Source organism: Pseudomonas sp. GW821-FHT11G12 (assembly GCF_058808055.1).
Map to the genome: position 1 here is coordinate 1,682,367 of NZ_JBXARH010000001.1, position 24,207 is coordinate 1,706,573.

Annotated in this window: 21 protein-coding genes; 11 read left to right on the plus strand and 10 right to left on the minus strand. The window is 60.2% G+C overall.

The genetic code is table 11. The annotated features are described in order from the left end of the window. Positions 1 to 4 precede the first annotated feature (4 nt). The 4 genes from mhpA to dmpG are packed head-to-tail and all read left to right on the plus strand — an operon-like array spanning position 5 to position 4,574. A complete protein-coding gene (mhpA, locus tag AC1RR7_RS07555; protein WP_493156927.1) occupies positions 5 to 1,756 on the plus strand; it encodes a bifunctional 3-(3-hydroxy-phenyl)propionate/3-hydroxycinnamic acid hydroxylase MhpA in 1,752 nt (583 codons plus the stop codon). Beyond that, entirely contained in the window at positions 1,753 to 2,544 is a 792-nt protein-coding gene (locus AC1RR7_RS07560; RefSeq protein ID WP_493156929.1) for a 2-keto-4-pentenoate hydratase, read from the plus strand. Before mhpA ends, AC1RR7_RS07560 begins: the two co-directional genes overlap by 4 nt. 58 nt (positions 2,545 to 2,602) lie before the next feature. Further along, positions 2,603 to 3,544, plus strand: coding sequence for an acetaldehyde dehydrogenase (acetylating) (locus AC1RR7_RS07565; protein ID WP_273536381.1), 942 nt, complete (start codon positions 2,603 to 2,605; stop codon positions 3,542 to 3,544). Positions 3,545 to 3,554: 10 nt separating this feature from the next. Beyond that, positions 3,555 to 4,574, plus strand: coding sequence for a 4-hydroxy-2-oxovalerate aldolase (dmpG, locus tag AC1RR7_RS07570; RefSeq protein ID WP_273536383.1), 1,020 nt, complete (start codon positions 3,555 to 3,557; stop codon positions 4,572 to 4,574). A gap of 126 nt (positions 4,575 to 4,700) precedes the next feature. Here dmpG and AC1RR7_RS07575 read toward each other — a convergent pair whose 3' ends face one another. From AC1RR7_RS07575 to AC1RR7_RS07605, 7 genes are all read right to left on the minus strand, one after another. After that, on the minus strand, positions 4,701 to 5,726 hold the full coding sequence (locus tag AC1RR7_RS07575; protein ID WP_493156999.1) for a GlxA family transcriptional regulator: 1,026 nt from the start codon (positions 5,724 to 5,726) through the stop codon (positions 4,701 to 4,703). Positions 5,727 to 5,854: 128 nt separating this feature from the next. Next, on the minus strand, positions 5,855 to 7,345 hold the full coding sequence (locus tag AC1RR7_RS07580; protein WP_493156931.1) for an aldehyde dehydrogenase: 1,491 nt from the start codon (positions 7,343 to 7,345) through the stop codon (positions 5,855 to 5,857). A 1-nt stretch (position 7,346) separates the two neighbouring features. Then, entirely contained in the window at positions 7,347 to 8,249 is a 903-nt protein-coding gene (locus AC1RR7_RS07585) for a dihydrodipicolinate synthase family protein (RefSeq protein WP_493156933.1), read from the minus strand. A gap of 62 nt (positions 8,250 to 8,311) precedes the next feature. Beyond that, positions 8,312 to 9,628, minus strand: a complete 1,317-nt coding sequence (locus AC1RR7_RS07590; RefSeq protein ID WP_096821682.1) for an NAD(P)/FAD-dependent oxidoreductase — start codon at positions 9,626 to 9,628, stop codon at positions 8,312 to 8,314. A gap of 42 nt (positions 9,629 to 9,670) precedes the next feature. Further along, entirely contained in the window at positions 9,671 to 10,693 is a 1,023-nt protein-coding gene (proX, locus tag AC1RR7_RS07595; RefSeq protein ID WP_173861380.1) for a glycine betaine/L-proline ABC transporter substrate-binding protein ProX, read from the minus strand. Positions 10,694 to 10,735: 42 nt separating this feature from the next. Then, entirely contained in the window at positions 10,736 to 11,689 is a 954-nt protein-coding gene (gene proW / locus AC1RR7_RS07600; protein WP_102621643.1) for a glycine betaine/L-proline ABC transporter permease ProW, read from the minus strand. Positions 11,690 to 11,756: 67 nt separating this feature from the next. Then, complete coding sequence (locus AC1RR7_RS07605; protein WP_102621644.1) at positions 11,757 to 12,791, minus strand: quaternary amine ABC transporter ATP-binding protein; 1,035 nt, start codon at positions 12,789 to 12,791, stop codon at positions 11,757 to 11,759. A gap of 366 nt (positions 12,792 to 13,157) precedes the next feature. On the opposite strand from AC1RR7_RS07605, the gene AC1RR7_RS07610 reads away from it, so the two are divergent. The 4 genes from AC1RR7_RS07610 (at position 13,158) to AC1RR7_RS07625 (ending at position 18,516) form a co-directional block, all read left to right on the plus strand. Then, positions 13,158 to 14,117, plus strand: a complete 960-nt coding sequence (locus tag AC1RR7_RS07610) for a LysR family transcriptional regulator (protein ID WP_096821679.1) — start codon at positions 13,158 to 13,160, stop codon at positions 14,115 to 14,117. A 123-nt stretch (positions 14,118 to 14,240) separates the two neighbouring features. After that, complete coding sequence (locus AC1RR7_RS07615; RefSeq protein ID WP_493156936.1) at positions 14,241 to 15,581, plus strand: MmgE/PrpD family protein; 1,341 nt, start codon at positions 14,241 to 14,243, stop codon at positions 15,579 to 15,581. Between the two features lie 103 nt (positions 15,582 to 15,684). Next, positions 15,685 to 16,920 carry an aromatic ring-hydroxylating oxygenase subunit alpha gene (locus AC1RR7_RS07620; protein ID WP_493156938.1) on the plus strand — a complete coding sequence of 412 codons (1,236 nt, stop codon included), beginning with the start codon at positions 15,685 to 15,687 and terminating at the stop codon, positions 16,918 to 16,920. Positions 16,921 to 17,205: 285 nt separating this feature from the next. Next, a complete protein-coding gene (locus AC1RR7_RS07625; protein ID WP_493156940.1) occupies positions 17,206 to 18,516 on the plus strand; it encodes an MFS transporter in 1,311 nt (436 codons plus the stop codon). Between the two features lie 60 nt (positions 18,517 to 18,576). Here AC1RR7_RS07625 and AC1RR7_RS07630 read toward each other — a convergent pair whose 3' ends face one another. After that, positions 18,577 to 20,565 carry a peptidase U32 family protein gene (locus tag AC1RR7_RS07630; protein WP_011333806.1) on the minus strand — a complete coding sequence of 663 codons (1,989 nt, stop codon included), beginning with the start codon at positions 20,563 to 20,565 and terminating at the stop codon, positions 18,577 to 18,579. A gap of 152 nt (positions 20,566 to 20,717) precedes the next feature. Next, the gene (locus tag AC1RR7_RS07635; protein ID WP_007955413.1) at positions 20,718 to 21,098 is read right to left on the minus strand and encodes a RidA family protein; all 381 of its coding nucleotides are present in this window, start codon (positions 21,096 to 21,098) and stop codon (positions 20,718 to 20,720) included. A gap of 508 nt (positions 21,099 to 21,606) precedes the next feature. On the opposite strand from AC1RR7_RS07635, the gene AC1RR7_RS07640 reads away from it, so the two are divergent. After that, positions 21,607 to 21,990: a DUF6124 family protein gene (locus tag AC1RR7_RS07640; RefSeq protein ID WP_493156942.1), complete on the plus strand. Its 384-nt coding sequence runs from the start codon at positions 21,607 to 21,609 to the stop codon at positions 21,988 to 21,990. Positions 21,991 to 22,087: 97 nt separating this feature from the next. Here AC1RR7_RS07640 and AC1RR7_RS07645 read toward each other — a convergent pair whose 3' ends face one another. Beyond that, on the minus strand, positions 22,088 to 22,339 hold the full coding sequence (locus AC1RR7_RS07645; protein WP_493156944.1) for a hypothetical protein: 252 nt from the start codon (positions 22,337 to 22,339) through the stop codon (positions 22,088 to 22,090). Positions 22,340 to 22,645: 306 nt separating this feature from the next. Between AC1RR7_RS07645 and AC1RR7_RS07650 the strand changes: the two genes are divergently transcribed. After that, positions 22,646 to 23,290 (plus strand): transposase, encoded by a 645-nt coding sequence (locus AC1RR7_RS07650; RefSeq protein WP_493156947.1) that lies wholly within the window; start codon positions 22,646 to 22,648, stop codon positions 23,288 to 23,290. 131 nt (positions 23,291 to 23,421) lie between these two features. Then, positions 23,422 to 24,117, plus strand: a complete 696-nt coding sequence (locus AC1RR7_RS07655) for a transposase (RefSeq protein WP_493156949.1) — start codon at positions 23,422 to 23,424, stop codon at positions 24,115 to 24,117. Positions 24,118 to 24,207 lie beyond the last annotated feature (90 nt).

Here is a 24,207-nt window from a genome sequence, read left to right on the forward strand (position 1 = left end):
CGTCATGAATAACAAAAACGAGTCTGTAACGAGCGTCGATGTGATTATTTCCGGGCTTGGCCCGACGGGCGCCACGCTCGCGCATCTGCTCGGCAAGCGTGGTCTGTCGGTGCTTGTGCTGGAACGCGAGCCACTGTTCTATGGCAACGCCCGGGCGGTCTATACGGACGACGAATGCATGCGCGTCATGCAGGCGGCCGGCGTTGCCTCCGAGCTTTCAGCCAACATGCAAGTCGATACGCCCGCTCAGTGGGTGCTGGCCAATGGCAAGATCCTCGGCCAGTACTGGCGCCTCGATCGCCCCTACGGCTGGCCGATCATCAACTTCCTTTACCAGCCCTGGCTGGAAACCACGCTGAGCGATCTGCTCGAGCGCTATCCCAATGTGCGGGTTGCCCGTGGTCGTGAACTCACGCAGTTCACCCAGGATGAACATGGGGTGACCGTGACCCATCAGGCCACCAGCACCTTCCGTTTCAGTGATGCGACGGATGCCCGTCAGGCCTGCGAAATCGATCCGGATCCGCAAACCATTCGCGGGCGCTATCTGGTGGGGGCTGACGGCGGCCGCAGTACGGTCCGTGAGGCCTTGGGCATCGGCATGAGCGGCAAGAACTTTCCCGAACCCTGGCTTGTGGTCGACCTGGAAATGAAGGAAGGCGAGGATGCCTTGCGTCATCTGCCCTACTTCAGCTTCATCTGCGACCCTGATTGCCCGACGGTCTGCTGTCCTCAGCCCGGTCGTTTCCATCGCTTCGAATTCATGCTGATGCCCGGCCAGACTCGCGAACAGATGGAAGACCCGACCGTGGTGCGTAACCTGATCAGCCGTTACGTCGATCCGGACAAGTTCGAAGTCAAACGCAAGCTGGTCTACACCTTCAACGCGCTGGTGGCGAAGGATTGGCGCAAGGGCCGGGTTTTGATTGCCGGCGATGCTGCCCACATGACGCCGCAGTTCATGGGCCAGGGCATGAGTTCCGGCGTGCGTGACGCCTACAACCTCGCCTGGAAAATCGACGCCGTGATCAAGGGGCAAGCCGGTGAGCGGCTGCTCGACACCTATGGCAGCGAACGCTTCCACCATGCCAAGGCGATGATTGATATTTCGGTGCAGATGAAGGACTTCGTCTCGATGTCCAGCCCGGTTTCCAGCCTGATGCGCAACCTGCTGGTCAAGACCGTCCTGGCGACGCCATTTCTCGGCCGCTATGTTCGCGAAGGCCGTTTCAAACCGGCCCCGACCTATGCCCCTGACAGCTATCTGGGCATGCCTCGCCGCCATCGGCGCTCGCCGGAAGGCCGGATGATTCCGCAACCCGAAGTCCGCACCTTCAAGGGCCAGCGTGTATTGCTCGATGATCTGCTGGGCGACGGTTTTGCCTTGATCGGTCTTGAGGTCGATCCACGCGTCCACCTGAGTCAGGCGTCCCGGAAACTGCTGGATATCCAGCACACACGCTTCGCCACCCTCTTCCCGTTCGGCACCCGTCCACAGGGCGCCGGTACCGATCGTTCCAATACCCAAGAGTTGGTCGAACTGGAGGATGTGCAGGGTGAGATGGTCGCCTGGTTCAAACGCTCGGGGTTCTCCAGCGGAGCCATCGCCGTGGTGCGCCCGGACAAATTCACCTTCGCCATGGTCGAGGCTGCGGATCTGGATCGGGCCATCAACGAACTCAAGTTCCAGCTGCAATGGAGCCCCGGCGCTGAAGTCGTCGCAGACGAGCCTCGGCTGCTGAGGAAAATCGCATGAGCCAGTTCCCTTTGCAGCCTCTGCAAGACGCCGCCGCTGCCTTGGCCAGGGCACGGGAGCAACGCGAGCCCTGTGCACGGATCTCGTCCACTTTCGGTATCGATTCGTTGACCGGCACCTATGCCGTACAGGAGATCAACACCCAACGGGCCCTGGCCCAGGGGCGGCGTCTGGTCGGCCGTAAAATCGGACTGACCTCGGCTGCCGTGCAACAGCAACTGGGCGTCGATCAACCGGATTTCGGCATGCTGTTCGCCGATATGGAAATCGCCGATGGCGGTGAGATCCAGATCAGTCAGTTGATTCAGCCCAAGGCCGAAGGCGAGATTGCGTTCGTTCTGGGCCGCGATCTTCCGTATGAAGATACGACCCTCGCGGAACTGCTGCGGGCGGTCGAGTACGTGGTGCCTGCGCTGGAAATCGTCGACTCGGCCATCGAGAACTGGAACATATCGCTGGTGGACACGGTGGCGGACAACGCTTCATCAGGGTTGTATGTGCTGGGTAAACAGCCGACTCCACTCGCCTCGCTGGACCTTCGGCTGGAAGGCATGCTGCTGGAAAAAAATGCCGCCACGGCTTCGATCGGTGTCGGTGCCGCATGCCTCGGCAATCCGGTGGACGCCTGCCTGTGGCTGGCTCGCACCATGGCCCGGATGGGCCGTCCCTTGCAGGCCGGTGAGGTGCTGCTTTCCGGCGCCCTGGGGCCGATGACGCCTGTCGTGGCCGGGGACAGCCTGCACTTGCACCTGACCCGACTTGGCCAGATCCGTTGCCGCTTCATCTGACCTGCCCGTCCTTCTGCGCCAGGCTGTCGTGGCCTGGCCAATTTGAGAGATTGCTCCCATGAGTCAAACCAAACTCAAGGTCGCCATCATCGGCTCCGGCAACATCGGTACCGACCTGATGATCAAGATTCTGCGCAACGCCAGACACCTGGAAATGGCGGTGATGGTCGGGATCGACCCTGCATCCGACGGCCTCGCCCGCGCCGAACGCATGGGCGTCGCGACCACCCACGAGGGGGTTGAAGGCCTGGCCCGCATGGACGCGTTCAAGGACATCGATTTCGTCTTCGACGCCACCTCGGCTAGCGCCCATATCGAGAACGAAAAACGCCTGCGCTCGATCAAGCCGGGTATCCGCCTGATCGACCTCACTCCGGCGGCTATCGGCCCTTACTGCATTCCAGTGGTCAACCTGGAGCAAAACCTGGATCGACTCAACGTCAACATGGTCACCTGTGGTGGTCAGGCGACCATTCCAGTGGTCGCCGCCGTATCCCGTGTTGCCCGGGTTCACTACGCCGAAATCGTCGCCTCGATCGCCAGCAAGTCTGCCGGCCCCGGCACCCGGGCCAACATCGACGAGTTCACGGAAACCACCTCCAGGGCCATCGAAACGGTGGGTGGGGCTTCCAAAGGCAAGGCGATCATCATCATGAACCCCGCCGAACCACCACTGATGATGCGTGACACGGTATTCGTGCTGTCCGAAACCGCCGATCAGGCGCAGATCGAGGCTTCCGTCGAGGAGATGGTGGCGGCAGTCCAGGCCTATGTGCCGGGCTATCGCCTGAAACAGAAGGTTCAGTTTGACGTCATTGCCGAATCGACACCTATGAACATTCCGGGACTGGGACGCTTCAGCGGCCTCAAGACCTCGGTATTCCTTGAGGTCGAAGGCGCCGCCCATTACCTGCCAGCCTACGCCGGCAATCTCGATATCATGACCTCCGCTGCCTTGGCCACCGCCGAGCGCATGGCGCAGTCGATGCTCAACGCCTGAGGGGCCCGACATGACATTCAATCCCGGCAAGAAAATCTACATCTCCGACGTGACCCTGCGCGACGGCAGCCATGCCATCCGACATCAGTACTCGCTGCAGAATGTGCAGGACATTGCGCGCGCACTGGACAAGGCCAGGGTCGATTCGATCGAAATCGCCCACGGCGACGGGCTGCAGGGTTCGAGCTTCAACTATGGCTTTGCCGCCCATACCGATCTGGAATGGATCGAAGCGGCCGCCGATGTCATCAAACACGCCAAGATCACCACCCTGCTGCTGCCGGGGATCGGCACGGTGCACGACCTCAAGGCCGCCTATGACGCCGGCGCACGGGTGGTGCGCATCGCTACGCACTGTACGGAAGCCGACGTTTCGAAACAGCACATTGAATATGCTCGCGAGCTGGGCATGGACACCGTCGGTTTTCTGATGATGAGCCACATGATCGCCCCTGAGCACCTCGCGGCCCAAGCCCGGCTGATGGAAAGCTATGGCGCGACCTGCGTGTACATGGCCGACTCCGGTGGCGCGATGAACATGCAGGATGTTCGCGAGCGCTTCCGGGCTTTCAAAGCCGTTCTGAAACCGGAAACCGAAACCGGCATGCACGCCCACCACAACCTGTCGCTGGGCGTCGCCAACTCGATAACCGCCGTCGAGGAAGGCTGCGACCGGATCGATGCAAGTCTGGCCGGAATGGGGGCTGGTGCCGGCAACGCGCCGCTGGAGGTTTTTATTGCCGCCGCCGAACGTCTCGGCTGGAACCACGGCACCGACCTCTACACGCTGCTCGACGCCGCCGACGACATCGTCCGCCCGCTGCAGGACCGGCCGGTGCGGGTCGACCGTGAAACGTTGGCACTGGGTTATGCCGGCGTCTATTCAAGCTTCTTGCGGCATGCCGAAATTGCCGCCGCCAAATATGGTCTCAAGACCCTCGACATTCTTGTCGAGCTGGGCAAGCGGCGCATGGTCGGCGGTCAGGAAGACATGATCGTCGACGTCGCGCTGGATCTGCTCAAGCGTTGAACCGTGCAACGTTGCCGGCTTATCGCCCATGCCGCGGTGGGCCGGTCTCGGAACTGTATCCGGTGGAGCTCCGGCAGCGTGTCAGCGCTGCGACTTCGGGTGTCCACGATATGCACCTTGTTCTTATCATTTGACGAGCCGTTTTTCCTTGGACGGCCGATAACCGAAATAGGCGCTGTAGCACTTGCTGAAATGGCTGGGCGAGACGAACCCGCAAGCCACCAGCACATCGACCTGCGACAGCTCGGTGTGTTGCAGCAGACGCCGGGCCTCGGTGATGCGCAGTTCCATGTAATAACGCTGCGGCGTGGTGCCCAGTTGTTCCTTGAACAGCCGCTCCAGCTGACGCCGGGAACGCCCGGCGTACACTGCCAGTTGCTCCAGCTCCAGCGGTTCTTCGAGGTTGGCGTCCATCAGCTTCACTACTTCGCGCAACGGCGCGCTGACGCTGATGTTTTCGGTGGGTTTGATCCGCCGGTAGCGCGATTCCTCGAACGCCAGAATGTCTTCGATCCCTTCGACCAGCGCTTTGTCGTGCAGACCCTTGATCCAGTCCAGTGCCATGTGGAATGCGCCGGACGGGCTCGAAGCGGTCAACCGGTCACGGTCGATCACATAGGGCTCGCTGCTGACCTGGGTGGCCTTGGAGATTTCCGCCAGCGCTGGCCGATGCTCCGGGTGAATCGCACAGCGATACCCTTCCAGCACCCCTGCCCGCCCCAGAAACCATGAACCGTTCCACAACCCGGCCAGCAACACGCCAGCCTCGGCGGCCATTTTCAGCAGACCGATGAACTCATCGCTGGCCTTCAATTCCGTACGGTAACCGCCGCAGATCACCAGCAGATCCAGTTCCTGCAACACACTCGCCTCAAGCCGTGAATCCGGGCGGATCACCAGCCCCAGATCGCTGATCACTTCGCCGTCGCTCAGGCCGAAGGTTCGCGTGGAAAACAGACCGGGGCGCAGCAGATTCGAAGTAATGATGGTGTCCAGCGCCTGAGTAAACGCTGGCAGGGAAAAATGCTCCAGCAGCACAAAACCCGTGCGGGTCATGCGCCCCGCCCCGGAGGAAGGCTCGTTCAGGTAGCGAAGGTTCTTGCCCTTCATGCCACCGCTGAATTGGCGTCGTTCGATCAAGGTGTGGTCCATCGGTTTCATTGTTGTAGCGCCATGCTAACCGCCGGGGCGGCAAAATACTCGGGAATGAACGCAATTCGCCCCAACCGGCACGCGCGTGCCGATCGGGGCGAAAGTGACCTGCGGCGAACCGCGATGGATCAGGACGCGTCGATCCAGATGGTTTTCAACTCGGTGTATTGGTCATGGGCCCAGATCGACTTGTCGCGCCCGCCGAAACCCGACTCCTTGTACCCGCCGAAAGGCGTCGAAGCGTCGCCCTCGCCGAAGCAGTTCACGGTGACGATGCCGGCGCGGATACCCCGCGAGAGTTTCAGCGCATGGCGCAGGCTGCCGGTGTAGGCCGAGGCTGCCAGGCCATAAGCCGTGTCGTTAGCCAGGTTGATCGCTTCGTCAACGGAGGTGAACGTGGTCACGCTCAGCACCGGGCCGAAGATTTCTTCCTGGAACAGACGACTGTCACGGCCGACGCCATCCACGATGGTCGGTTCGACGAAAATGTTGTCGGCCGTATTGCCCCCCGCCAGCACCGAAAGATTCTCGTCCCGGGCATGGTCGAGGTACGAGCGGACCTTCTCGAAATGCGCCTTGCTGATCATCGAGCCCAGACGGTTTTCCGGGTCCAGTGGATCGCCCATTTTCCAGTCGGCCAGATGCACCTTAACGCGCTGGAGCAGTTGTTCCTTGATGTCCGTGTGCACGATCAGCCGCGACGAAGCCGAGCAGTTCTCGCCCATGTTCCAGAACGCACCGTTGACCACGTGCTGGGCGACCAGATCGACGTCTTCGACATCGTTCATCACCACCGCCGGGTTCTTGCCTCCGCACTCCAGCACGATGCGTTTCAGGTTGGATTCGCTGGAATACTTGAGGAACAAGCGCCCGGTTTCGGTGGATCCGGTGAAGCTGACCATCGCGACATCCGGATGACGGCCCAGCGGTTCGCCCGCCTCCTTGCCGCCGCCGGGCACCACGTTGAACACACCGGCTGGAAGCCCCGCCTGATGCGCCAGCTCGGCCACGCGAAGGGTGCTCAGGGTGGTTTCCTTGGCCGGTTTGACCACGATGGAGCAACCGGCGGCCAGCGACGGGCCGATCTTCCACGCGAGCATCAGCAGCGGGAAATTCCACGGCAACACCAGGCCGACCACGCCGATCGGTTCGCGTACCACCATGGTCACCGCGCCGTTACCGGTCGGCGCGGTCGAATCGTAGATCTTGTCGATCAGTTCGGCGTGCCAGCGCAGGGTATGAATCGTTTCGGGCACGTCGATGTTCTGACATTCGCGGATCGGTTTGCCGCTGTCGAGGCTTTCCAGCACCGCCAGTTCATGAGAGTGGTCTTCCAGCAATTGGGCGAACCGCAGCAACACCGATTTGCGCGCCGAAGGCGCCAGCCCTTGCCAGCGCCCGTCTTCGAACGCGGCCTTGGCGGCGGCGACAGCAACGTCCACGTCCTGGGCACCGCAAGCGGTAATCTCGGTCAACACCGCTTCCGTGGCCGGGTTGGTCGTGGTGAACGTCTTGCCGGACAGCGCGCTGCGAAACGTGCCGTTGATGAACGCCTGATTGCGAAACTCAAGCTTCGCCGCCAGTTCGCGGTATTGCGCTTGACTCAGAAGATCGGCCATTTCAAACCTCCGCGACGATGCGCGCGACATTCTGTTTGAGGGTTTTGATCACGCTTTCCAGCACTTCCTTCTCGGACGCTTCCAGCGGCTGCATCGGCTTGCGCACGCCACCGGCATGCAGGCCGACCAGCTCGCTGCCGTGCTTGATCGACTGGACGAACTTGCCGCTTTCCAGCACGTCCATCAGCGGCAACAGGGCCGACATGATCCGCCGCCCTTTGTCGAAGTTCTTCTCCAGAACGCAGGCTTCGTACAGCGCGATGTGCTCGGCCGGAATGAAGTTCGAACCGGCGCAAACCCAGCTGCGCGCCCCCCAGGCAAAGAACTCCAGGGCCATGTCGTCCCAGCCGCAGGACAGCTGGATCGAGGGATGCGAATGCGCCAGACGATGCAACTGGGCGGTATCGCCGGAGCTTTCCTTGATCGCGACGATGTTCTTGCAACCGGCAATCGCTTCGAAGAACTCAGGGCCCATCGCTACGCCCATCCGCGCCGGATAGTTGTAGAGCATGATCGGCAGACCGGCAGCCTTGTCCACGGCCAGCACGTGCGCGGCGATTTCCTTTTGCGTCGGCAAGGCATACGGCGGCGAGCCCACCAGAATGGCGTCGGCCTCGATCGACTTCGCATGCTCGGCGAAAGACACCGCATCCTCGGTGCGAATCCCGCCCGTGCCGATCACCAGCGGAATGCGGCCGTTGATCACTTCCCTGGCGCGCTCGGCCACTTTCAACCGCTCGGCGGTGGTGTGGGCGTAGTACTCGCCGGTCGAACCACCGATAACGATGCCGTGAACCCGCGACTCGATCAGGTACTCGAGCACCTCGGCGAAGGCCGAGTAATCGATCTGGCCATCGGCGGACAAAGGCGTAATGGCGGGGGTAAAGATGCCGTCAAAGTTCATAGGGTTTTCTCCAGTGTTTGCAGTGTTCAATCGCTAAGCCCTCGATGACTCGAAGACCTCATTCAACTTTCTCGACCGGCGCGGTACTGCCCCCACTTGAGGTTCATGTTCACCCCGAGGGAAAGAAACGGTTGCGGTGGATTGCCGTTGGGCCCCGGCGCTTGCAGCAGGAAATCGATCAGTTCGTCACGCTGCCCGGCCAGCCAGTCGGCCAGCAACTTGCCGGTGACCGTGCCCCGGGTGACGCCCAGGCCATTGCAACCCAGCGCGCCGTAAACGTTCGGTGCCAGTTCGCCGAAGAAGCCGTTGTGGTTCCTCGACATGGCCAGCGCCCCGCCCCAGGTGTATTCGAACGGCACGCCCGGCAGCATCGGAAAGCGCTGATCGAACGAGGCTCGGTGACGGTGCACGAACCGCTCGTTGTATTTGCTGTTGCTGCGCCCGTCGGGGTTGAAGCTGAAGCTGTTGCGGATCAGCAAGCGGTTGTCCGGCGTGCGGCGCACCGTGGTGCCGAACGGATCGGCCGGAATCGCGCCCCAGAACGGTTTGCCACCCAGGCGCGCCTGCTCTTCTTCAGTCAGCGGCCGAGTGATGCTGGCGTAGGTGTAGATGGGCAGCATTCGCCCCTGCAGAAAGCCGAAACGCATGCCGAACGAGTTGTTGGCGAGGATCAGTTTGTCGGCGGTGATGCTGCCGTAAGCGTGCTTGAGAACCGTCTGGCGGCCGTACTCCACTTCCAGAATCGGCGTGCGTTCGTACAAGGTGACGTTCGCCGGCAGACTGTCCGCCAGCCCTTTCACCAGCGCCGAAGGCTGAACCAGCACCGCGCCGGGCGTGTACAAGGCCTTGCGATAAAAGTGCGTCCCCAGGTGCGAGGGCAACTCGTCCGCATCGATCATCTGATATGGCTGACCGAGTTTGTCGAGCCCCCGGCGATAAGCCTCCAGCACCGCAATGCCACGCTCTTCGACGGCGGCCTGATACTTGCCGCAAGCTTTCATCTGGCACTCGATGTTGAACCGGTCGACCAGGCAACGCAGGATCGACTGGCCGGCCAGATTGAGTTTCAGACTCGTCCGGGCCAGGTCGATATCGCCGATGTAGTCCTCGGCCCCGATGTCGTGGGGCAGATCGATGGCAAAACCGGCATTGCGACCGGACGGCCCCAACCCCACTTCCTGCGCCTCGACCAGCACCACTTCGTCATCAGGAAAACTCAGCGCCAGTTGCCGTGCAGCGGCCAGCCCGGTGAAACCGGCACCGACAATCACCCAACGGGCCGAGCGATGTCCCCGATGACCGGGCTCGGGGCTGCGTGGGCGGCTCAGGTGGAACCAGCCACAACTGTCATCATCGGCAGGTAGCGAACTGACTTTCATAGTGTTGAACCGTCTATCGTAGGGAGGACAAATCGAACCGGCTTACTTGGCCGCCGCGCGCGCATCGCTCAGCCAGCCGTCGTAGCTTTGCTGGTGGGCCTTGATCCATTCGGCGGCGTGGCGCTTGATGTCGGCGAGGGACTTCTCGCCCTGCTGCATCTTCAGGTTCTGCGCACTTTCGTCGGCGGTGCTGATGCTGACTTCGGAGAGGAACTTGCGGGCCACCGGGTTCTTCTCGGCGAATTCCTTGTTCATGACGGCATTGATCGTGTCCACCGGGAAGCCGAGGTTTTTGCCTTCGTAGAAGGTGTCCTTGCTTTCCTTGCCGTCAGGCAGATCGGTGTACGGCACCGGCAGCCAGACCACGTCACGCCCTTCGACCAGCACGCTGGAAATCCACTGCGGCACCCAGGTGAAGAACAACACGGGCTTGCCTTGCTGGTAGCGGGCGATGGTGTCGGCCATCAACGCGAAGTACGAGCCGCGGTTGTCGACGACGGTGGGCTCCAGGCCATAGGCCTTCATGTGGTGCTCGACCATGACTTCGCAGCCCCAGCCCGGGTTGCAACCGGTCAGATCGGCCTTGCCGTCACCGTTGCTGTCGAACAGTTTGGCGATCTCGGGCTTCTTCAGATCCGACAGATCCTTGATGTGATAGGCGTCTGCGGTTTTCTTGTCGATCAGGTACCCCTGCAGTACGCCTTTCATGATCTGCCCGACCTTGACCATCACGTCATCGCCGCCGGCCTTTTCATAAAAGGCTTCGTGCAGGTTTTCCCATTCATGCACGGTGAAATCCGCGTCGCCGTAGGACAGCGCCAGGAACATCGCCGGGTAGTCGGTCTCCTTAGGCTGCTTGACGTCGTAGCCCAGTTCCTTGAGCCCGGCCATGACCACTTCACCGCGAAAGCGCTCTTCAGCGATGGTCGGGAATATCGGCGTGATCGACACACCGGCGCCGGGCTTGTTGGCGTCAGCCGCGTACGCTGCTGAACACAGAATCGTGCCCATGACTGAAGCAACCACACCCGCCACGACGCTTTTCTTGAGATTTGCCAGTTTCATGTTTCACCACGCTTTGGAGTTTTGATCGGTGAGCAGAAAGGTTCAGTTAATGACCGCACGAGCAACGTTCTTCTTTTTCTTCAACTTCATGACCAGGCCGACCGGCCCGCTCTCATACCAGCGCTGCCCGGTGGCCAGATCGCTGCTGCGTTCACCCATGGCCTGGGTCAGGCGATCGAGGAACACCGCAAGCAACACCAGCCCTGCCCCGCCGACACTGGCCAGGCCCATGTCGAGGCGACCGATGCCGCTGAGCACCATCAGCCCCAGCCCGCCGACCGAAATCATCGAGGCGACCACCACCATCGACAGCGACAGCATCAAGGTCTGGTTCAACCCGGCCATCATGGTCGGCGCGGCCAGCGGCAGTTGAACCTTCATCAGCATCTGCATAGGTGTGCAGCCAAAGGCCCGCGCCGCCTCGACCTTGTCCGCCGGCACCTGACGGATGCCGAGATTGGTCAGCCGTACCAGCGGCGCGACAGAGAAGATGATCGTGACAATCACACCGGGCACGTTGCCGATGCCGAACAGCATCACCACCGGCACCAGGTACACGAACGCCGGCAGGGTCTGCATGGCGTCGAGCACCGGGCGGATGATCATTTCCGTGCGGTCGCTGCGGGCACAGAGGATGCCCAGCGGAATCCCGATCACCGCGCAGAACAACAGCGAGGTCAGCACCAGCGCCAGGGTGACCATCGCGTCGCTCCACACGCCGATCAGTCCGAGCCCGGTCAACGTCGCCACACTGAAGATCGCGATGCGTTTGCCGCCGATCTGCCAGCTGATAAGCCCGGCGATGATGATGAAGACCGTCGGCGGCAACGAAAGCAGTCCCCACTGGACGCCATCGAGCACCTGATCGACCGGCCAGCGAATCGATCGAAAGACATCCCGGAAGTTATGCACCAGATATTTAAGGGCGGTTTCAACCCACGACCCCAGAGGAATATTCAAACTCTGGAAGGGATCCAGAAAGTTAAAGTCGGACATGACGCTACCTCGCACTTGCGTACTGCGTGATCATTCTTTTTAAACAGAAGCGCTGTTAAACAAGCGTTCAGTTATTACCGAGACAACTTAAAAGATGCCCCTGCGAGATCGACCCTTTATAAAGTCCAACTTCATCGACCACCGGCATCGGTGTTGAAGAAGCGGCGACTATATGAAAGATCTCGCGCAAGGAAGCGTCGGCCTTGATCGGGGTTTGACGGGCCGGGTCATACGTAATGCCCGAATCGGTTTGCGCGATATCGCCTGCCCGCAATATCCGGCTGGTGTCGAAACCGTTGAAGAAATCCCGGACATACTGGTTCACCGGGTTGCACAGCAATTCACGGGGCGTGCCGATCTGCACCACGCGCCCGCCCTCCATGATCGCGATGCGATGGCCGATGCGCACGGCTTCTTCAATGTCGTGGGAAATGAAAATGATGGTGCGATCCTGCTCAGCCTGAAGCTTGATCAGCTCGCCCTGCATCTCGCTGCGGATCATCGGATCGAGCGCGGAGAACGCTTCGTCCATCAGCAGGATGGCCGGATCGTTAGCCAGCGCCCGGGCCAGGCCGACCCGCTGTTGCATGCCGCCGGAGAGCTGATGGGGGAAGCACATTTCCTGCCCGGAAAGCCCGACCTGTTCAAGGGCGTCCATGGCCCGGCAGTAACGTTCCTTTTCGCCGACTCCGCTGATTTCCAGGCCGAAGCTGACGTTGTCGATGACGCTCATGTGCGGCATCAGGGCAAACGACTGGAAGACCATGCCCATGTCTTTGCGGCGCACCTGCAACAGGTCCTTGTCGCCCAGACCGGTGATTTCCCGACCATTCAGAAAGATGCTGCCGGCGGTGGGTTCAATCAGGCGATTGAACAGTCGGACCATGGTCGATTTGCCGGAACCGGACAAACCCATGATGACAAAGATCTCGCCTCGCTTGACCGAGAAGTTGGCATCGAACACACCAATGGCCTGCCCGGTCTTTTTGAATACTTCGGCTTTCGATGCACCTTCTTTTATCAACTTCATGGCCAGTGCTGGCTGTGAGCCGAAGACTTTATATACATTCTTGACGCAGATTATTTCGTCGGAGCGAGTCATACCTTGCCTCCATCGCGTTGTGCATATTCGGGTTCAAGCAACATGCAATCGAGCGAAACTGGTTTTAAGCGGCAGCGGTAATAGTCATATGTCGTCACGACGGGTTTCCTTTTATTATTTTTGGGACCCCAGGAACGAGGGACGTTTCAAATTTATTAGCATCCCCGCGCTTAATCCAACGACATTTACAGGGGCAAGTTGATAACGTCGGGTTATCGATCACGCCGGCATCCGCCCCTTGCAGCGGGCATCGCCCACCAGCGACTGCGACTATCCTTGCTGCGACGCCGGCATATCCCTGCGCGCAGGCTTGGGCTACCCTCGTCGCGCTTCGCCGGGGAGCCGTATCGTGAGGAGGCCGTACGAATGACCAAGCATGTCGACCCTGACACCATCTTGCTGAAGATGCCGTCCTTGAGGGCCGTAAAGGCATTTGTCGCTGCCGCCAAGTATCAGAGTTTCACCCGTGCCGCCGAAGCATTGTGCGTTTCGCAAGCCGCCATCAGCCGGCAGATCCGCGAACTGGAAAGCTACCTGGGGGCGCAGTTGTTCACCCGTGTCGGGCGGGCCGTCGAGCTCACTTCGGCGGGTGCGCTGTTTTTCGACGCCGCGCAGCTGTCATTCGTGAACATCGCCCAGGCCGCCGAGCGCATCCGCAGCAGCCAGTCCGGCAAGAAAGTGCTGACCATCTGCTGTTCCCCGGCGTTCTCTGCACTGTGGCTGTCGAATCACCTGCCGGAATTCTTCGCCCAGAGCGAAGGCATCGAACTGAACCTGATCACCACCCAGAATTTCCTGACCATGGAACCGGGCGTGCAACCCGACGTGTTCATCACCAAGATTTCGCGCATCCGCGAAGGCTATCGCAGCTACCCGCTGTGCCACGACCTGATCTACCCGGTGTGCACGCCGCAGTACCTGGAGCAGCACCCGGAAATCTCGACCATCGAAGGCGTGCGCGATTCGGCCCTGCTGAACCTGAGCCCTTATGGTCGCTCGCAAGTCGCCGAGCATGTCGATTGGGGCGTGTGGCTGGCGTTTCAGTCCATCGACATCGACGACCGCCCGGCGACCAGCCCGCAGATTTTCAATGCCAACGACTACAACCTGCTGATCAGCATGGTGCTGACCCATCAGGGCATCGCACTGGGCTGGAATCACCTGGTTGCGCCGCTGTTGCAGCGCGGCTTGCTGGTGCGCCCGATTGAACAGGAAGTGCAGTTGCGCAACAGCTGGCACTACCTGAGCTGCCGAGAGACGGCGGACAACGAAGACGCCCTGCGCCGGTTTCGCGACTGGATCCTGTCGAAGTTTCCGCGCCGCTAGCCATCGGTTTAGTTATCAATTGCCCGACGAAAATGTCGTTGGAGCGGCATCACCTTCCTGACTCATTGTGGAGCGGCGCCGGCCGGGATCTGGCCGGTTCCCCTCACAGGAAGGAACTGTTGAATGTCACTCTACGAATTCTGCCGCGACTTTGATTTCCTCCAGGCGCCGGCCAAGACCCGGGAGATCCTGCAGAACAGCTTGCTGGATATCATCGGTGTCATGGCCGGTGCCGCGTCCAACGACACCAGTGTGGCGCTGCGCCGTTTTGCCGTTTCACACTACCCCACCGGCGAGTACGGCAGCCGCCTGCTGTTCGACGGTCAGCGTGTGAGCCTGCTGGGCGCGGGTTGGGCCGGTGGCTTTTCCGCCGACAGCCTCGATGCCCACGAAGGCCACTTCCGATCCAAGGGGCACGCCGGCGCGACCGTGGTGCCGGCCCTCCTCGCCCTCACCGATGCCCTGCATCACCAAGGCAAAGACGTCAGCGGGCATGAGCTGTTGAGCGCGTTGTGCCTCGGTTATGAAACCGGATTGCGCGCAGGAACAGCGCTGATGGCGACCTCCCCGACTTATCACGCGTCCGGCGGTTTTTCGGCGATTGGTGTGATCTGCGCCGGCGCCCGGTTGCTGGGTTTTGACGAGCCGACGTTCCGCCATGCACTCGGCATCGCCGAGTACTTCAGCGCCCGTTGCCCGATGATGCGCCTGATCGCGTTTCCGACCATGTTGCGCGATGCCCACGGCAGCGGCGCCTTTGTCGGATTGAATGCCCTGCTGATGGCCAAGGAAGGGGTGACCGGCGCGCCGGCAGAAACCGTCGAGGACGCCTCGGTGGCCGAGCACTGGCGCGACCTTGGTGAGCGCTGGGAAATCGACAGCCAGTATTTCAAACCCTGGCCAGTGTGCCGCTGGGCGCAACCGGCGCTGACCGCGATGCTGCAACTGCAAAAGGAGAATCCAGCGCTCAATGCCGAGGTGATCGAAACGATCCGCGTCGAAACCTTCTACGAGTCGATGTGCCTGCAAGGTCATGCCCCGGCGGATGCCGATCAGGCGCAATACGCCCTGGCCTTTCCGCTGGCAGCGCTGATCGTCAGGGGCAAACTCGGGCCGGACGAAGTCACCGGAGAATCCATTCACGCCGCCGACATTCGCGCCTTGAGCGCGTGCATCGAGATTGTCGAAGCCGCCGATATTTCCGCGCGGTTCCCCACTGAAATCCTCTCGCGCGTCACCGTTACCCTGAAAAACGGCAACGTGCTCGTCAGCCCGATCACCGCCGCACGCGGCGATCCCGAAACGGCCCTGAGCCGCGAAGAGCTGGAGCAGAAGTTCGACCTGTTCGCCTCAAGCCTCGGCCGCGAACGCAGCCTCGCGGTGAAACAGGCCATTCGCAATCTGGATCAGTCTGCGTCGGCCATCGCCACGCTCGAGCCGGTTTTCGCGCGCCCTCACCCATAACCTCAACGCATCGATTGCCCACCGGAAATGTCGTTTGTGACGGCTTTCCTGGCACAGATAGGCTGGAACCCGTTCCGGCCCTACGCGCATGACGAGGATAACAATGAATAACAACGACACCGTGGTTGACCTGATCGCCCAGCGCAAACCCTGGCACTCGCTGCCGGGCGCCCTCTACAAGGATGAAAACGTCTACCGCCAGGACCTCGAACAGATCTGGCACAAAGACTGGATTTTCGCCGGGCACACCTTCGAAATTTCCAAGCCCGGCCAGTACTTCACCCTGCAGATCGGCGATTACCCGGTCGCCGTGGTGCGCGGCAAGGACGGCGCAGTCCGCGCGTTTCACAACGCCTGCCGCCATCGCGGCGCCAAGATCTGCGAACACGAGCACGGCAAGGTCGCGAAGATGGTCTGCCCCTATCACAAGTGGACCTACGAGCTGGACGGCAACCTGCTGTACGCCGGCAACATGGGCCAGGATTTCGACAAGACCCAGTACAACCTCAAGCCTGTGCACTGCGAGATCGTGCACAGCTACATCTATGTCTGCGTCGCCACCAGGGCGCCGGACTTCGAAGGCTTTCGCAAGGCCGTCAGCCCGTTCATTGCCCCGCATTATCTGGACAACTGCAAAGTGGCTTTCGAGTCGACCATCATCGAGAACGGCAACTGGAAACTGGTGTTCGAGAACAACCGCGAGTGCTACCACTGCGACGGCTCCCACCCCGAACTGCTGAAATCCTACGTCGACAACCCGTCCGTGGGTGGCGCCGGCGGCGAAGATGATCCGCACCTGACGGCCTACTGGAACACCTGCGAGAAAGCCGGGCTGCCGAGCCGACTGGTGATGGACATCAACGGCCAGTACCGCATGACCCGCATCCCGTTGTCCTCCGGAGCCGTCAGCTACACCATGGACGGCAAGCCTGCAGTCGCAGGGCGTCTGGACAAGACCGCCGAACCGGACATCGGTGCGCTGCTGTACTTCCACTACCCGTCCACCTGGAACCACTTCCTCGGCGACCACGCCCTGAGCTTCCGGGTGCTCCCGATCAGCGCCACGCAAACCATGGTCACCACCAAATGGCTGGTGCCGGACACGGCGGTGGAAGGTGTGGATTACGACCTCGAACGCCTGACCCGAGTCTGGGTCGCCACCAACGATCAGGACCGCACGCTGGTCGAAGGTACCCAGCGTGGCGTGACCTCTCCGTCCTATGAACCGGGGCCGTACTCGGAAACAGCGGAGACCGGCGTCTGCCAGTTCGATGACTGGTACTGCGCCACGATGACGGACCGGCTCAAGGGGCCGATTCCGTTGAAGTCCGTGGGCTGACTGGCATTCGGGGCAACATCGGCCGGCCTGCGTCCCAGCGTCGCAGGCCCGGCACCTTGGCAAACGCCACACAAGGCTTAAAATCGCGCCTCCTCTTGCAGTCGCCCGACCGGCGCCTGCCCGCAGCCATGACAACCCTCAGGTTTGAACAGCCGGCCACTTTCACACAGTGCGCCAGGCTCAATCGTCCTGCCCGTTCGGCGGTCGTTTGTCTTCAACACACTTCGGCTTGGCACTCGCATGCGCAGAGGCGCACGTTCCGCTGTTCGATCACTTGAGGTTTTTATGACACCGCGTTTGCTGGCCATGGCGCTGGCGCCCCTGCTCGGGCTGTTCATTGTTGCGCTGGGCAACGGCTTTCTGTCTTCTTTGACCACCTTGCGCCTGGGCGCTGCCGGCGAATCGGCGACGATGATCGGCATCGTCTCCTCGGCCTATTTCATCGGTCTGACGTTGGGGGCGATCTTCAACGACCGGCTGATCCTGCGCATCGGCCACATCCGCGCCTACAGCAGCTTCGCCTCGCTGATCGCCGCGACCATCCTGCTGCAAGGGCTGTTTTATGACACCTGGGGCTGGGTCGTCCTGCGCCTGATCAACGGTTGGGCCACGGTCGGTGTGTTTCTGGTGATCGAGAGCTGGCTGCTGCTGGCCGGCGACGCGAAGATTCGCGGGCGTCTGCTGGCGCTGTACATGATCGTCCTCTACGGCGCCGGGGTGCTCGGCCAGGCCACGCTGGGGAAAATCACCGGCCTGGGCGATACCGCACCGTTCATGGTCGCCGGCATGCTGGCGACGTTGTCGGTGTTGCCGATTGTGATCCTGCCGCGAGTGTCGCCATTACTGGAACAGGTCGAACCGCTCAAGCCACGGGCCTTGCTCGGCGTATCACCGACCGGGCTGGTCGGCTGCTTCGGCTCCGGCGTGACCATAGCGGCGATCTACACCCTGCTGCCGCTGTACCTGCAACGCATCGGCCTGAACGTCGGCGAAGTCGGCAGCATGATGGCCTGGACGATCCTCGGCGCGATGCTGTTGCAATACCCGGTCGGGCGCTGGTCCGACCGCAAGGATCGCCTGCAAGTGCTGACCGTGCTGTGCGCCGCGTGCACCGTGCTGTCGCTGGTGATCGTGCTGGTACCGCTGTCCTCGGCCATGCTCGCGGCGGCTCTGTTCCTGTTGGGCGGCGGTGTATTCGCGCTGTACCCGGTCGCCGTCAGCCACGCTGCCGACCGTGCACCGGTCGAAACGTTGGTGCCGATGATTCAAGGCATGTTGTTGATCAACTCACTGGGCTCGGCGATGAGCCCGCTGCTGATTTCGCCGGCGATGAACGCCCATGGTGGAAGCGGCCTGTTCTGGGCCTTCGCGCTGGTCAACCTGAGCATGGTGACGTTCTTCTTCTGGCGTCGCGGTAAGCGTCCGGTGCCAGCCAACCCGGCGCCGTTCGCAGCAGCGGCGACCTTCTCGCCAACTGGCGCCGAGCTGCGGGTGACCGAGGATCTGCGTCAGGCCGCGCAGGAACATCCGCCAATGGTCGATGCGTTGAGTGGCGAAGCGGCGCCGCAAACAGGATCGCGCTACGAAGCCAGTTGAGTTTCTGGCAGGCATAAAAAAACCGGTGACTTTCGTCACCGGTTTTTTATTGCCTGCTAATCAGTGTGGAGCCCGAGGAATGGTCTTCATCAGGTCTTCAGGGCTGATATGCCCCACCACACTGCCCGGCTGCGGCAGATTCAGGATGTGGCCCTTCATCTTGCCGATCACGTGCATCTCGCACGGTTTGCAGTCGAACTTCAGGGTCAGCACTTCGTCGCCGTGAATCAGCTGCATCGGCGCGACTTTGGTTTTCACACCGGTCACGCCTTTGGCCTGTTTCGGGCACAGGTTGAAGGAGAACCGCAGGCAGTGCTTGGTGATCATCACCGGCACTTCGCCCGCCTCTTCGTGGGCCTCGTACGCCGCGTCGATCAGCTTCACGCCGTGACGGTGGTAGAAGTCGCGAGCCTTCTGGTTGTAGACGTTGGCCAGGAACGACAGATGCGCTTCCGGGTACACCGGCGGTGGCGTGGTCTCGGCCTTGCGCGAACCGCGCGGGTGGGCGGCAACACGAGCGGCGGTCAGCGCTTCGATCACTTCACGGCGCAACGACTTGAGCTGCGAGTTCGGGATGAAGAACGCTTGCGGCGCATCCAGTTTGATTGAGGTCGCGTGGTACTCGGTGGTGCCGAGTTGGCCGAGCAGATCGTGCAAGGTGTCCAGCGCCTGTTCCGGTTTGTTGGCGACGCCGAACGGGCCTTCCAAAGCAACGCTGGCGCTGATGCCCTCTTCGCTGGTCACGGTCAGTTCCAGACGCTCTTCACGCAACTTCGCCAGCCAGCTCACGCCGATACGACGCTCGGCGGAAGTCTTGAGCAAGGCCTGCTGCCAGTTGTGGTCGAGGTTGCGGTTCAGCGGGTGGTTCGGACGCAGCTTGTACAGGCCTTCCGGCATTTCGTTCGGCTCGACGCGGTAGCGATAGCGCTTCTCGCCTTCTTCCTCGAACTCGCCCTTGGCTTCGGCGATGTTGGCGCGGAAACCCACCACTTCACGCTTGACCAGCACGTTGAGGCCGTCGCCGTTCGACAGCGGCTCGTGGGTGATCACTTGCATGTCACGCTTGCCGACTTTCTCGACCACGCCCACTGCCAGACCGGTGAAGGTCGGCGAATCGAACGCGCCGATGTCGATCTTGCGCTCGCTGACAAAGTAGTCGGTGCTGCCACGGTGGAAGGTCTTTTCCGGGTCCGGCATGAAGAAATGCGCGGTACGGCCGCTAGAGGCGCGGGCCAGATCCGGACGGTCGTTGAGCACGTCGTCGAGGCGCTGGCGATAATAGGCGGTGATGTTCTTCACATAGCCCATGTCCTTGTAGCGACCTTCGATCTTGAACGAGCGCACACCGGCCTCGACCAGCGCGCGGATGTTGGCGCTCTGGTTGTTGTCCTTCATCGACAGCAGGTGTTTTTCGTAGGCGATCACGCCACCCTTTTCGTCTTTCAGGGTGTACGGCAGACGGCAGGCCTGGGAGCAGTCGCCACGGTTGGCACTGCGCCCGGTCTGCGCGTGGGAAATGTTGCACTGGCCGGAAAACGCCACGCACAACGCGCCGTGAATGAAGAACTCGATGGCGGCATCGGTTTCATCGGCGATCGCGCGGATTTCCTTGAGGTTCAGTTCACGGGCCAGTACCAGTTGCGAGAAGCCGGCCTGATCGAGGAACTTGGCCCGCTCAAGGGTGCGGATGTCGGTCTGGGTGCTGGCGTGCAGCTCGATGGGTGGAATGTCCAGCTCCATCACGCCCAGGTCCTGGACGATCAGCGCATCGACGCCGGCGTCGTACAACTGATGGATCAGCTTGCGTGCCGGCTCCAGTTCGTTGTCGTGCAGGATGGTGTTGATGGTGGTGAAGATGCGCGCGTGATAGCGACGGGCAAATTCCACCAGTTCGGCGATTTCGCTCACCTCGTTGCACGCGTTGTGGCGCGCACCGAAGCTCGGGCCGCCGATGTACACCGCGTCGGCGCCATGCAGGATGGCCTCGCGGGCGATGGCCACGTCACGGGCGGGGCTGAGCAGTTCCAGGTGATGTTTGGGCAAGGACATATATTTTTTTAGTCAGGCTGTCACGGTCGAGGCGCGCATTGTAGCCGCGAAACGCGTGGCCGGCACGCCTGTGCTGCCGGGTGGCTGTTTTAAACCCGCCCGGACGCAGATCGTTCAGATCGTTCCCGCGCGGACGATCATCCGGGGCTGAATCAGGCCTTCGCGGCCATCGCAGTCACTTCCACTTTCATCCCTTCAACCGCCAGCGCCGCCACGCCAACCGCTGCGCGCACCGGCCAAGGCTTGGCGAAGTAGCGCTTGTACACCTCGTTGAACGCAGCGCGATCAGCCATGTCGGTCAGATAAATGGTCAGGTGCAGCACGCGGTCCATCGAGCTGCCGGCCTTTTCCAGTGCGACTTTCAGCGCCTGCAACGTGCATTCGCTTTGCGCAGTGACGTCGCCCAGTTCCAGGCTGCCGTCGGCGCGGGTCGGGATCTGAGTCGACATCAGGATGCCGTTGAATTCGGTCACGTCCGAAGAGATCGAGTCTGCATCCGGATCCGGGGTGTAGGTGATGTCTTGGTTGGCCATGGGAAAGTCCTTCGCTGGCAGTGAGGACGGCGCCATCGCGCGCCGTTTCGGGCGGCCAGTTTACAGACACGGCGGCGGGTTTGAAGCCATGGTGGTTTTCGGGGTGGTTTCGGGGGGATGTTTCAGCGTGTTTTGGGGGCCGATAAACAGGTTTCGATGCGTATGTTTAAAGACACCTGGAGTTACGCGCAATTGCCCACAAATCCTTGCGCCAGAGCCTACGGCTACGCCAGAATACGCCGGCTTGTGCGCCTTGGGGTCGGCCGGTAACTTGGATCGGGTCACTGATTCGCAGTGATCGGGTTTAGTAGCCCGTTGGTATTTGAAGAATGCACAAGTGTCTGTCAGTCAGGTATTCCCATGCCTGGATTTGATGGTGGCTGTGCGTAGGGTGCCCTCGGGCACGCCGGCTTTCTTCTTTTCCCCGGTCTACTAACCTGCGCACAGCTGCCTCCACCCTTGTTTAGTAGCTCGGGTCTGGCGGCTTCACCATAGGAAAAGAATGAACATGTTCAAAGCAACGCCAAATCCCCCGGTCACCGAACCGGCCAGCATCACCGACCCAACTTCCCCCTACGAATGCCCTGACTCCAAGAGATTCAACGAAGCCGCCAACCGCGCCCTCGACTATCACCTGGGCCCGATATCAGCCCACATGATGGCCGCGCCCTACACCCCCAACCGCCTCTACCAGACCAACCCGGCCAGCAACAACGAATCCCTGCTGGTCGACGCCGTCGAAACCCTCGGCTCGGCCAACGTCATGCTCAACAACTTCGCCGACCTGCTCCAGGGGCCTCACCGCAAGACCGCGCAGGGTATTGCGCAGGTTGTGATGCTAGCGGAACTGGCAGTGAATCGGGTGCTGGATAAAGTTGTGCCGACGGAATAATCCAGTGGCAAAGTATCCGCCAGCTACCAACTAACATCAAAAGGGGACGATTAAATAAATCTGTCCCCTTTTGATTTCCTATGAAGATCAAAACAGCTCAAACCATAGGCGGCCGAAAGTTAGCAAAAACGGTACTATCTCCAAGTTCTTCTTCGATCCGAAGAAGCTGATTATATTTCGCCGACCTCAACACAACAGGAGCAGCGGGCTCATAGAAAATCAATCCAACTGTTGCGCCCGCTTCTCGCCTAAACTCCAAAATTGTGTCGGCGCAACCCGCCTTAAGCACGCTGAGAATTTCCTCATTACTTTTCCCAGCCGGCAGACCAGTTACAGAAATAGATTTCATAGCAATATCTCGCGAGCATATAGAACGAAGGAGACAATAAGAATTTAAAGGGGACAGATTTATTTTCCGGCCCTACACCAGAAAAAGTATCGACATAAATTCCTAAAACCACACCTGATAGAAATGACAGTTTTTAATACTGATTCAGAACCACCAACACTCTGAACGATTATAAGAGGTAGCGGATACTGGCTTATTTAATTCACTCCCTTAGCCTCGACAGATACATTCTCTGACACATCCAACCTGCCTCCGCATCGCCACCCTCTAAACTTCATCCGTCAAAACAAGGACGTAGGAAGACTCATGCCCAGAACGGGACGCATCGTGCTACCCCACTACCCGCACCACATCGTGCAGCGCGGCCACAATAGACAGGTCGTTTTCGCCGAGCCAATGGACTTCGAACGCTATGTCTCTGACCTGCGCGAGCTTAAGGAAGCCTTAGGTATAAAAGTTTATGCCTACTGCTTGATGACCAACCATGTCCACTTGCTGCTCGCCCCAGGGGAATCAACGTCCAGCCTTGGACAGCTCATGAAAGCCCTCGCCGGGCGGATGACGCGGTATCGCAACAAGGTTGAGGGGAGAACCGGGACGCTATGGGAAAGTCGCTACAAATCCAGCGTCGTTCAATCCGACACTTATCTATTGGCTTGCGGACGCTACATCGAGCTAAACCCAGTGCGAGCCGGCATGGTGGCGCGAGCAGAAGATTATCGTTGGTCAAGTTTTGCTCTGCGCCTGTGCGATTTTTCTGAATCCACATGGCTGGACAAAGATCCCTGCTTTCTGGAGCTAGGGCCTACGGATGCCATAGAATCAAAGGGGACAGATTTATTTTCTGCACACCCACATGCAAAGTATCAACACAAAAACCCACAACCACACCTGATAGAAATAACAGTTTTTAATACTGATTCAGAACAACCAAATTCTGAACAATCATAAGAGGTAGCAGGCACAAACTTATTTAATTCACCCCCTCAGTCCAAGCGGATACATTCTCTGACACATCCTGCCTATCTACACGTCGCCACGTTCTATGCTTCGTCCATCAAGACAAGGACGTAGGAAGACCCATGCCCAGAACGGGACGCATCGTGCTACCTCACTACCCGCACCACATCGTGCAGCGCGGCCACAACAGGCAGGTCGTATTCGCCGCGCCAGCAGACTTCGAACGCTATCTCTCTGACCTTCGCGAGCTCAAAGAAGCATTAGGTATAAAAGTTTATGCCTACTGCCTGATGACCAATCATGTCCACTTGCTACTCGCCCCAGGAGAAGTAACGTCCAACCTCGGACAGCTCATGAAAGCCCTCGCCGGTCGGATGACGCGGTATCGCAACAAGGTTGAGGGGAGAACCGGGACGCTGTGGGAAAGCCGCTACAAATCCAGTGTCGTTCAATCCGACACTTATCTATTGGCTTGCAGTCGCTACATCGAGTTAAACCCGGTGCGAGCCCGAATGGTGGCGCGTGCAGAAGATTATCTCTGGTCAAGTTTTGCTCTGCGCCTGTGCGATTTTTCTGAATCCACATGGCTGGACAAAGATCCCTGTTTTATGGAGCTAGGGCCTACGGATGCCAAACGGCGTGAACGCTATAAATCGTTTGTTGAGATGGCGACACCCACCAATGAATTGCAACTCATAAGGGGAGCACTTCAGCGGGGCCAACTGACTGGAAACATGAGATTCGTTGACGAAATCGAGAAAATCACCGGGAGACGCATTCAATTCAGAGACCGAGGACGACCAGAGAAAAGTGCTTAACATCAAAAGGGGATGTCTAGTCCTGAAATAGGTTTACACCTGTTTCACTCCAGCGCCCGATGCATCGCATCGGGCGTTTTGTATTTCAAA

Coding starts and splice junctions, on each gene's coding strand:
- mhpA (WP_493156927.1), top strand. CDS start 5: ATGAATAACAAAAACGAGTCTGTAACGAGCGTCGATGTGATTATTTCC.
- AC1RR7_RS07560 (WP_493156929.1), top strand. CDS start 1,753: ATGAGCCAGTTCCCTTTGCAGCCTCTGCAAGACGCCGCCGCTGCCTTG.
- AC1RR7_RS07565 (WP_273536381.1), top strand. CDS start 2,603: ATGAGTCAAACCAAACTCAAGGTCGCCATCATCGGCTCCGGCAACATC.
- dmpG (WP_273536383.1), top strand. CDS start 3,555: ATGACATTCAATCCCGGCAAGAAAATCTACATCTCCGACGTGACCCTG.
- AC1RR7_RS07575 (WP_493156999.1), bottom strand. CDS start 5,726: ATGGACCACACCTTGATCGAACGACGCCAATTCAGCGGTGGCATGAAG.
- AC1RR7_RS07580 (WP_493156931.1), bottom strand. CDS start 7,345: ATGGCCGATCTTCTGAGTCAAGCGCAATACCGCGAACTGGCGGCGAAG.
- AC1RR7_RS07585 (WP_493156933.1), bottom strand. CDS start 8,249: ATGAACTTTGACGGCATCTTTACCCCCGCCATTACGCCTTTGTCCGCC.
- AC1RR7_RS07590 (WP_096821682.1), bottom strand. CDS start 9,628: ATGAAAGTCAGTTCGCTACCTGCCGATGATGACAGTTGTGGCTGGTTC.
- proX (WP_173861380.1), bottom strand. CDS start 10,693: ATGAAACTGGCAAATCTCAAGAAAAGCGTCGTGGCGGGTGTGGTTGCT.
- proW (WP_102621643.1), bottom strand. CDS start 11,689: ATGTCCGACTTTAACTTTCTGGATCCCTTCCAGAGTTTGAATATTCCT.
- AC1RR7_RS07605 (WP_102621644.1), bottom strand. CDS start 12,791: ATGACTCGCTCCGACGAAATAATCTGCGTCAAGAATGTATATAAAGTC.
- AC1RR7_RS07610 (WP_096821679.1), top strand. CDS start 13,158: ATGACCAAGCATGTCGACCCTGACACCATCTTGCTGAAGATGCCGTCC.
- AC1RR7_RS07615 (WP_493156936.1), top strand. CDS start 14,241: ATGTCACTCTACGAATTCTGCCGCGACTTTGATTTCCTCCAGGCGCCG.
- AC1RR7_RS07620 (WP_493156938.1), top strand. CDS start 15,685: ATGAATAACAACGACACCGTGGTTGACCTGATCGCCCAGCGCAAACCC.
- AC1RR7_RS07625 (WP_493156940.1), top strand. CDS start 17,206: ATGACACCGCGTTTGCTGGCCATGGCGCTGGCGCCCCTGCTCGGGCTG.
- AC1RR7_RS07630 (WP_011333806.1), bottom strand. CDS start 20,565: ATGTCCTTGCCCAAACATCACCTGGAACTGCTCAGCCCCGCCCGTGAC.
- AC1RR7_RS07635 (WP_007955413.1), bottom strand. CDS start 21,098: ATGGCCAACCAAGACATCACCTACACCCCGGATCCGGATGCAGACTCG.
- AC1RR7_RS07640 (WP_493156942.1), top strand. CDS start 21,607: ATGTTCAAAGCAACGCCAAATCCCCCGGTCACCGAACCGGCCAGCATC.
- AC1RR7_RS07645 (WP_493156944.1), bottom strand. CDS start 22,339: ATGAAATCTATTTCTGTAACTGGTCTGCCGGCTGGGAAAAGTAATGAG.
- AC1RR7_RS07650 (WP_493156947.1), top strand. CDS start 22,646: ATGCCCAGAACGGGACGCATCGTGCTACCCCACTACCCGCACCACATC.
- AC1RR7_RS07655 (WP_493156949.1), top strand. CDS start 23,422: ATGCCCAGAACGGGACGCATCGTGCTACCTCACTACCCGCACCACATC.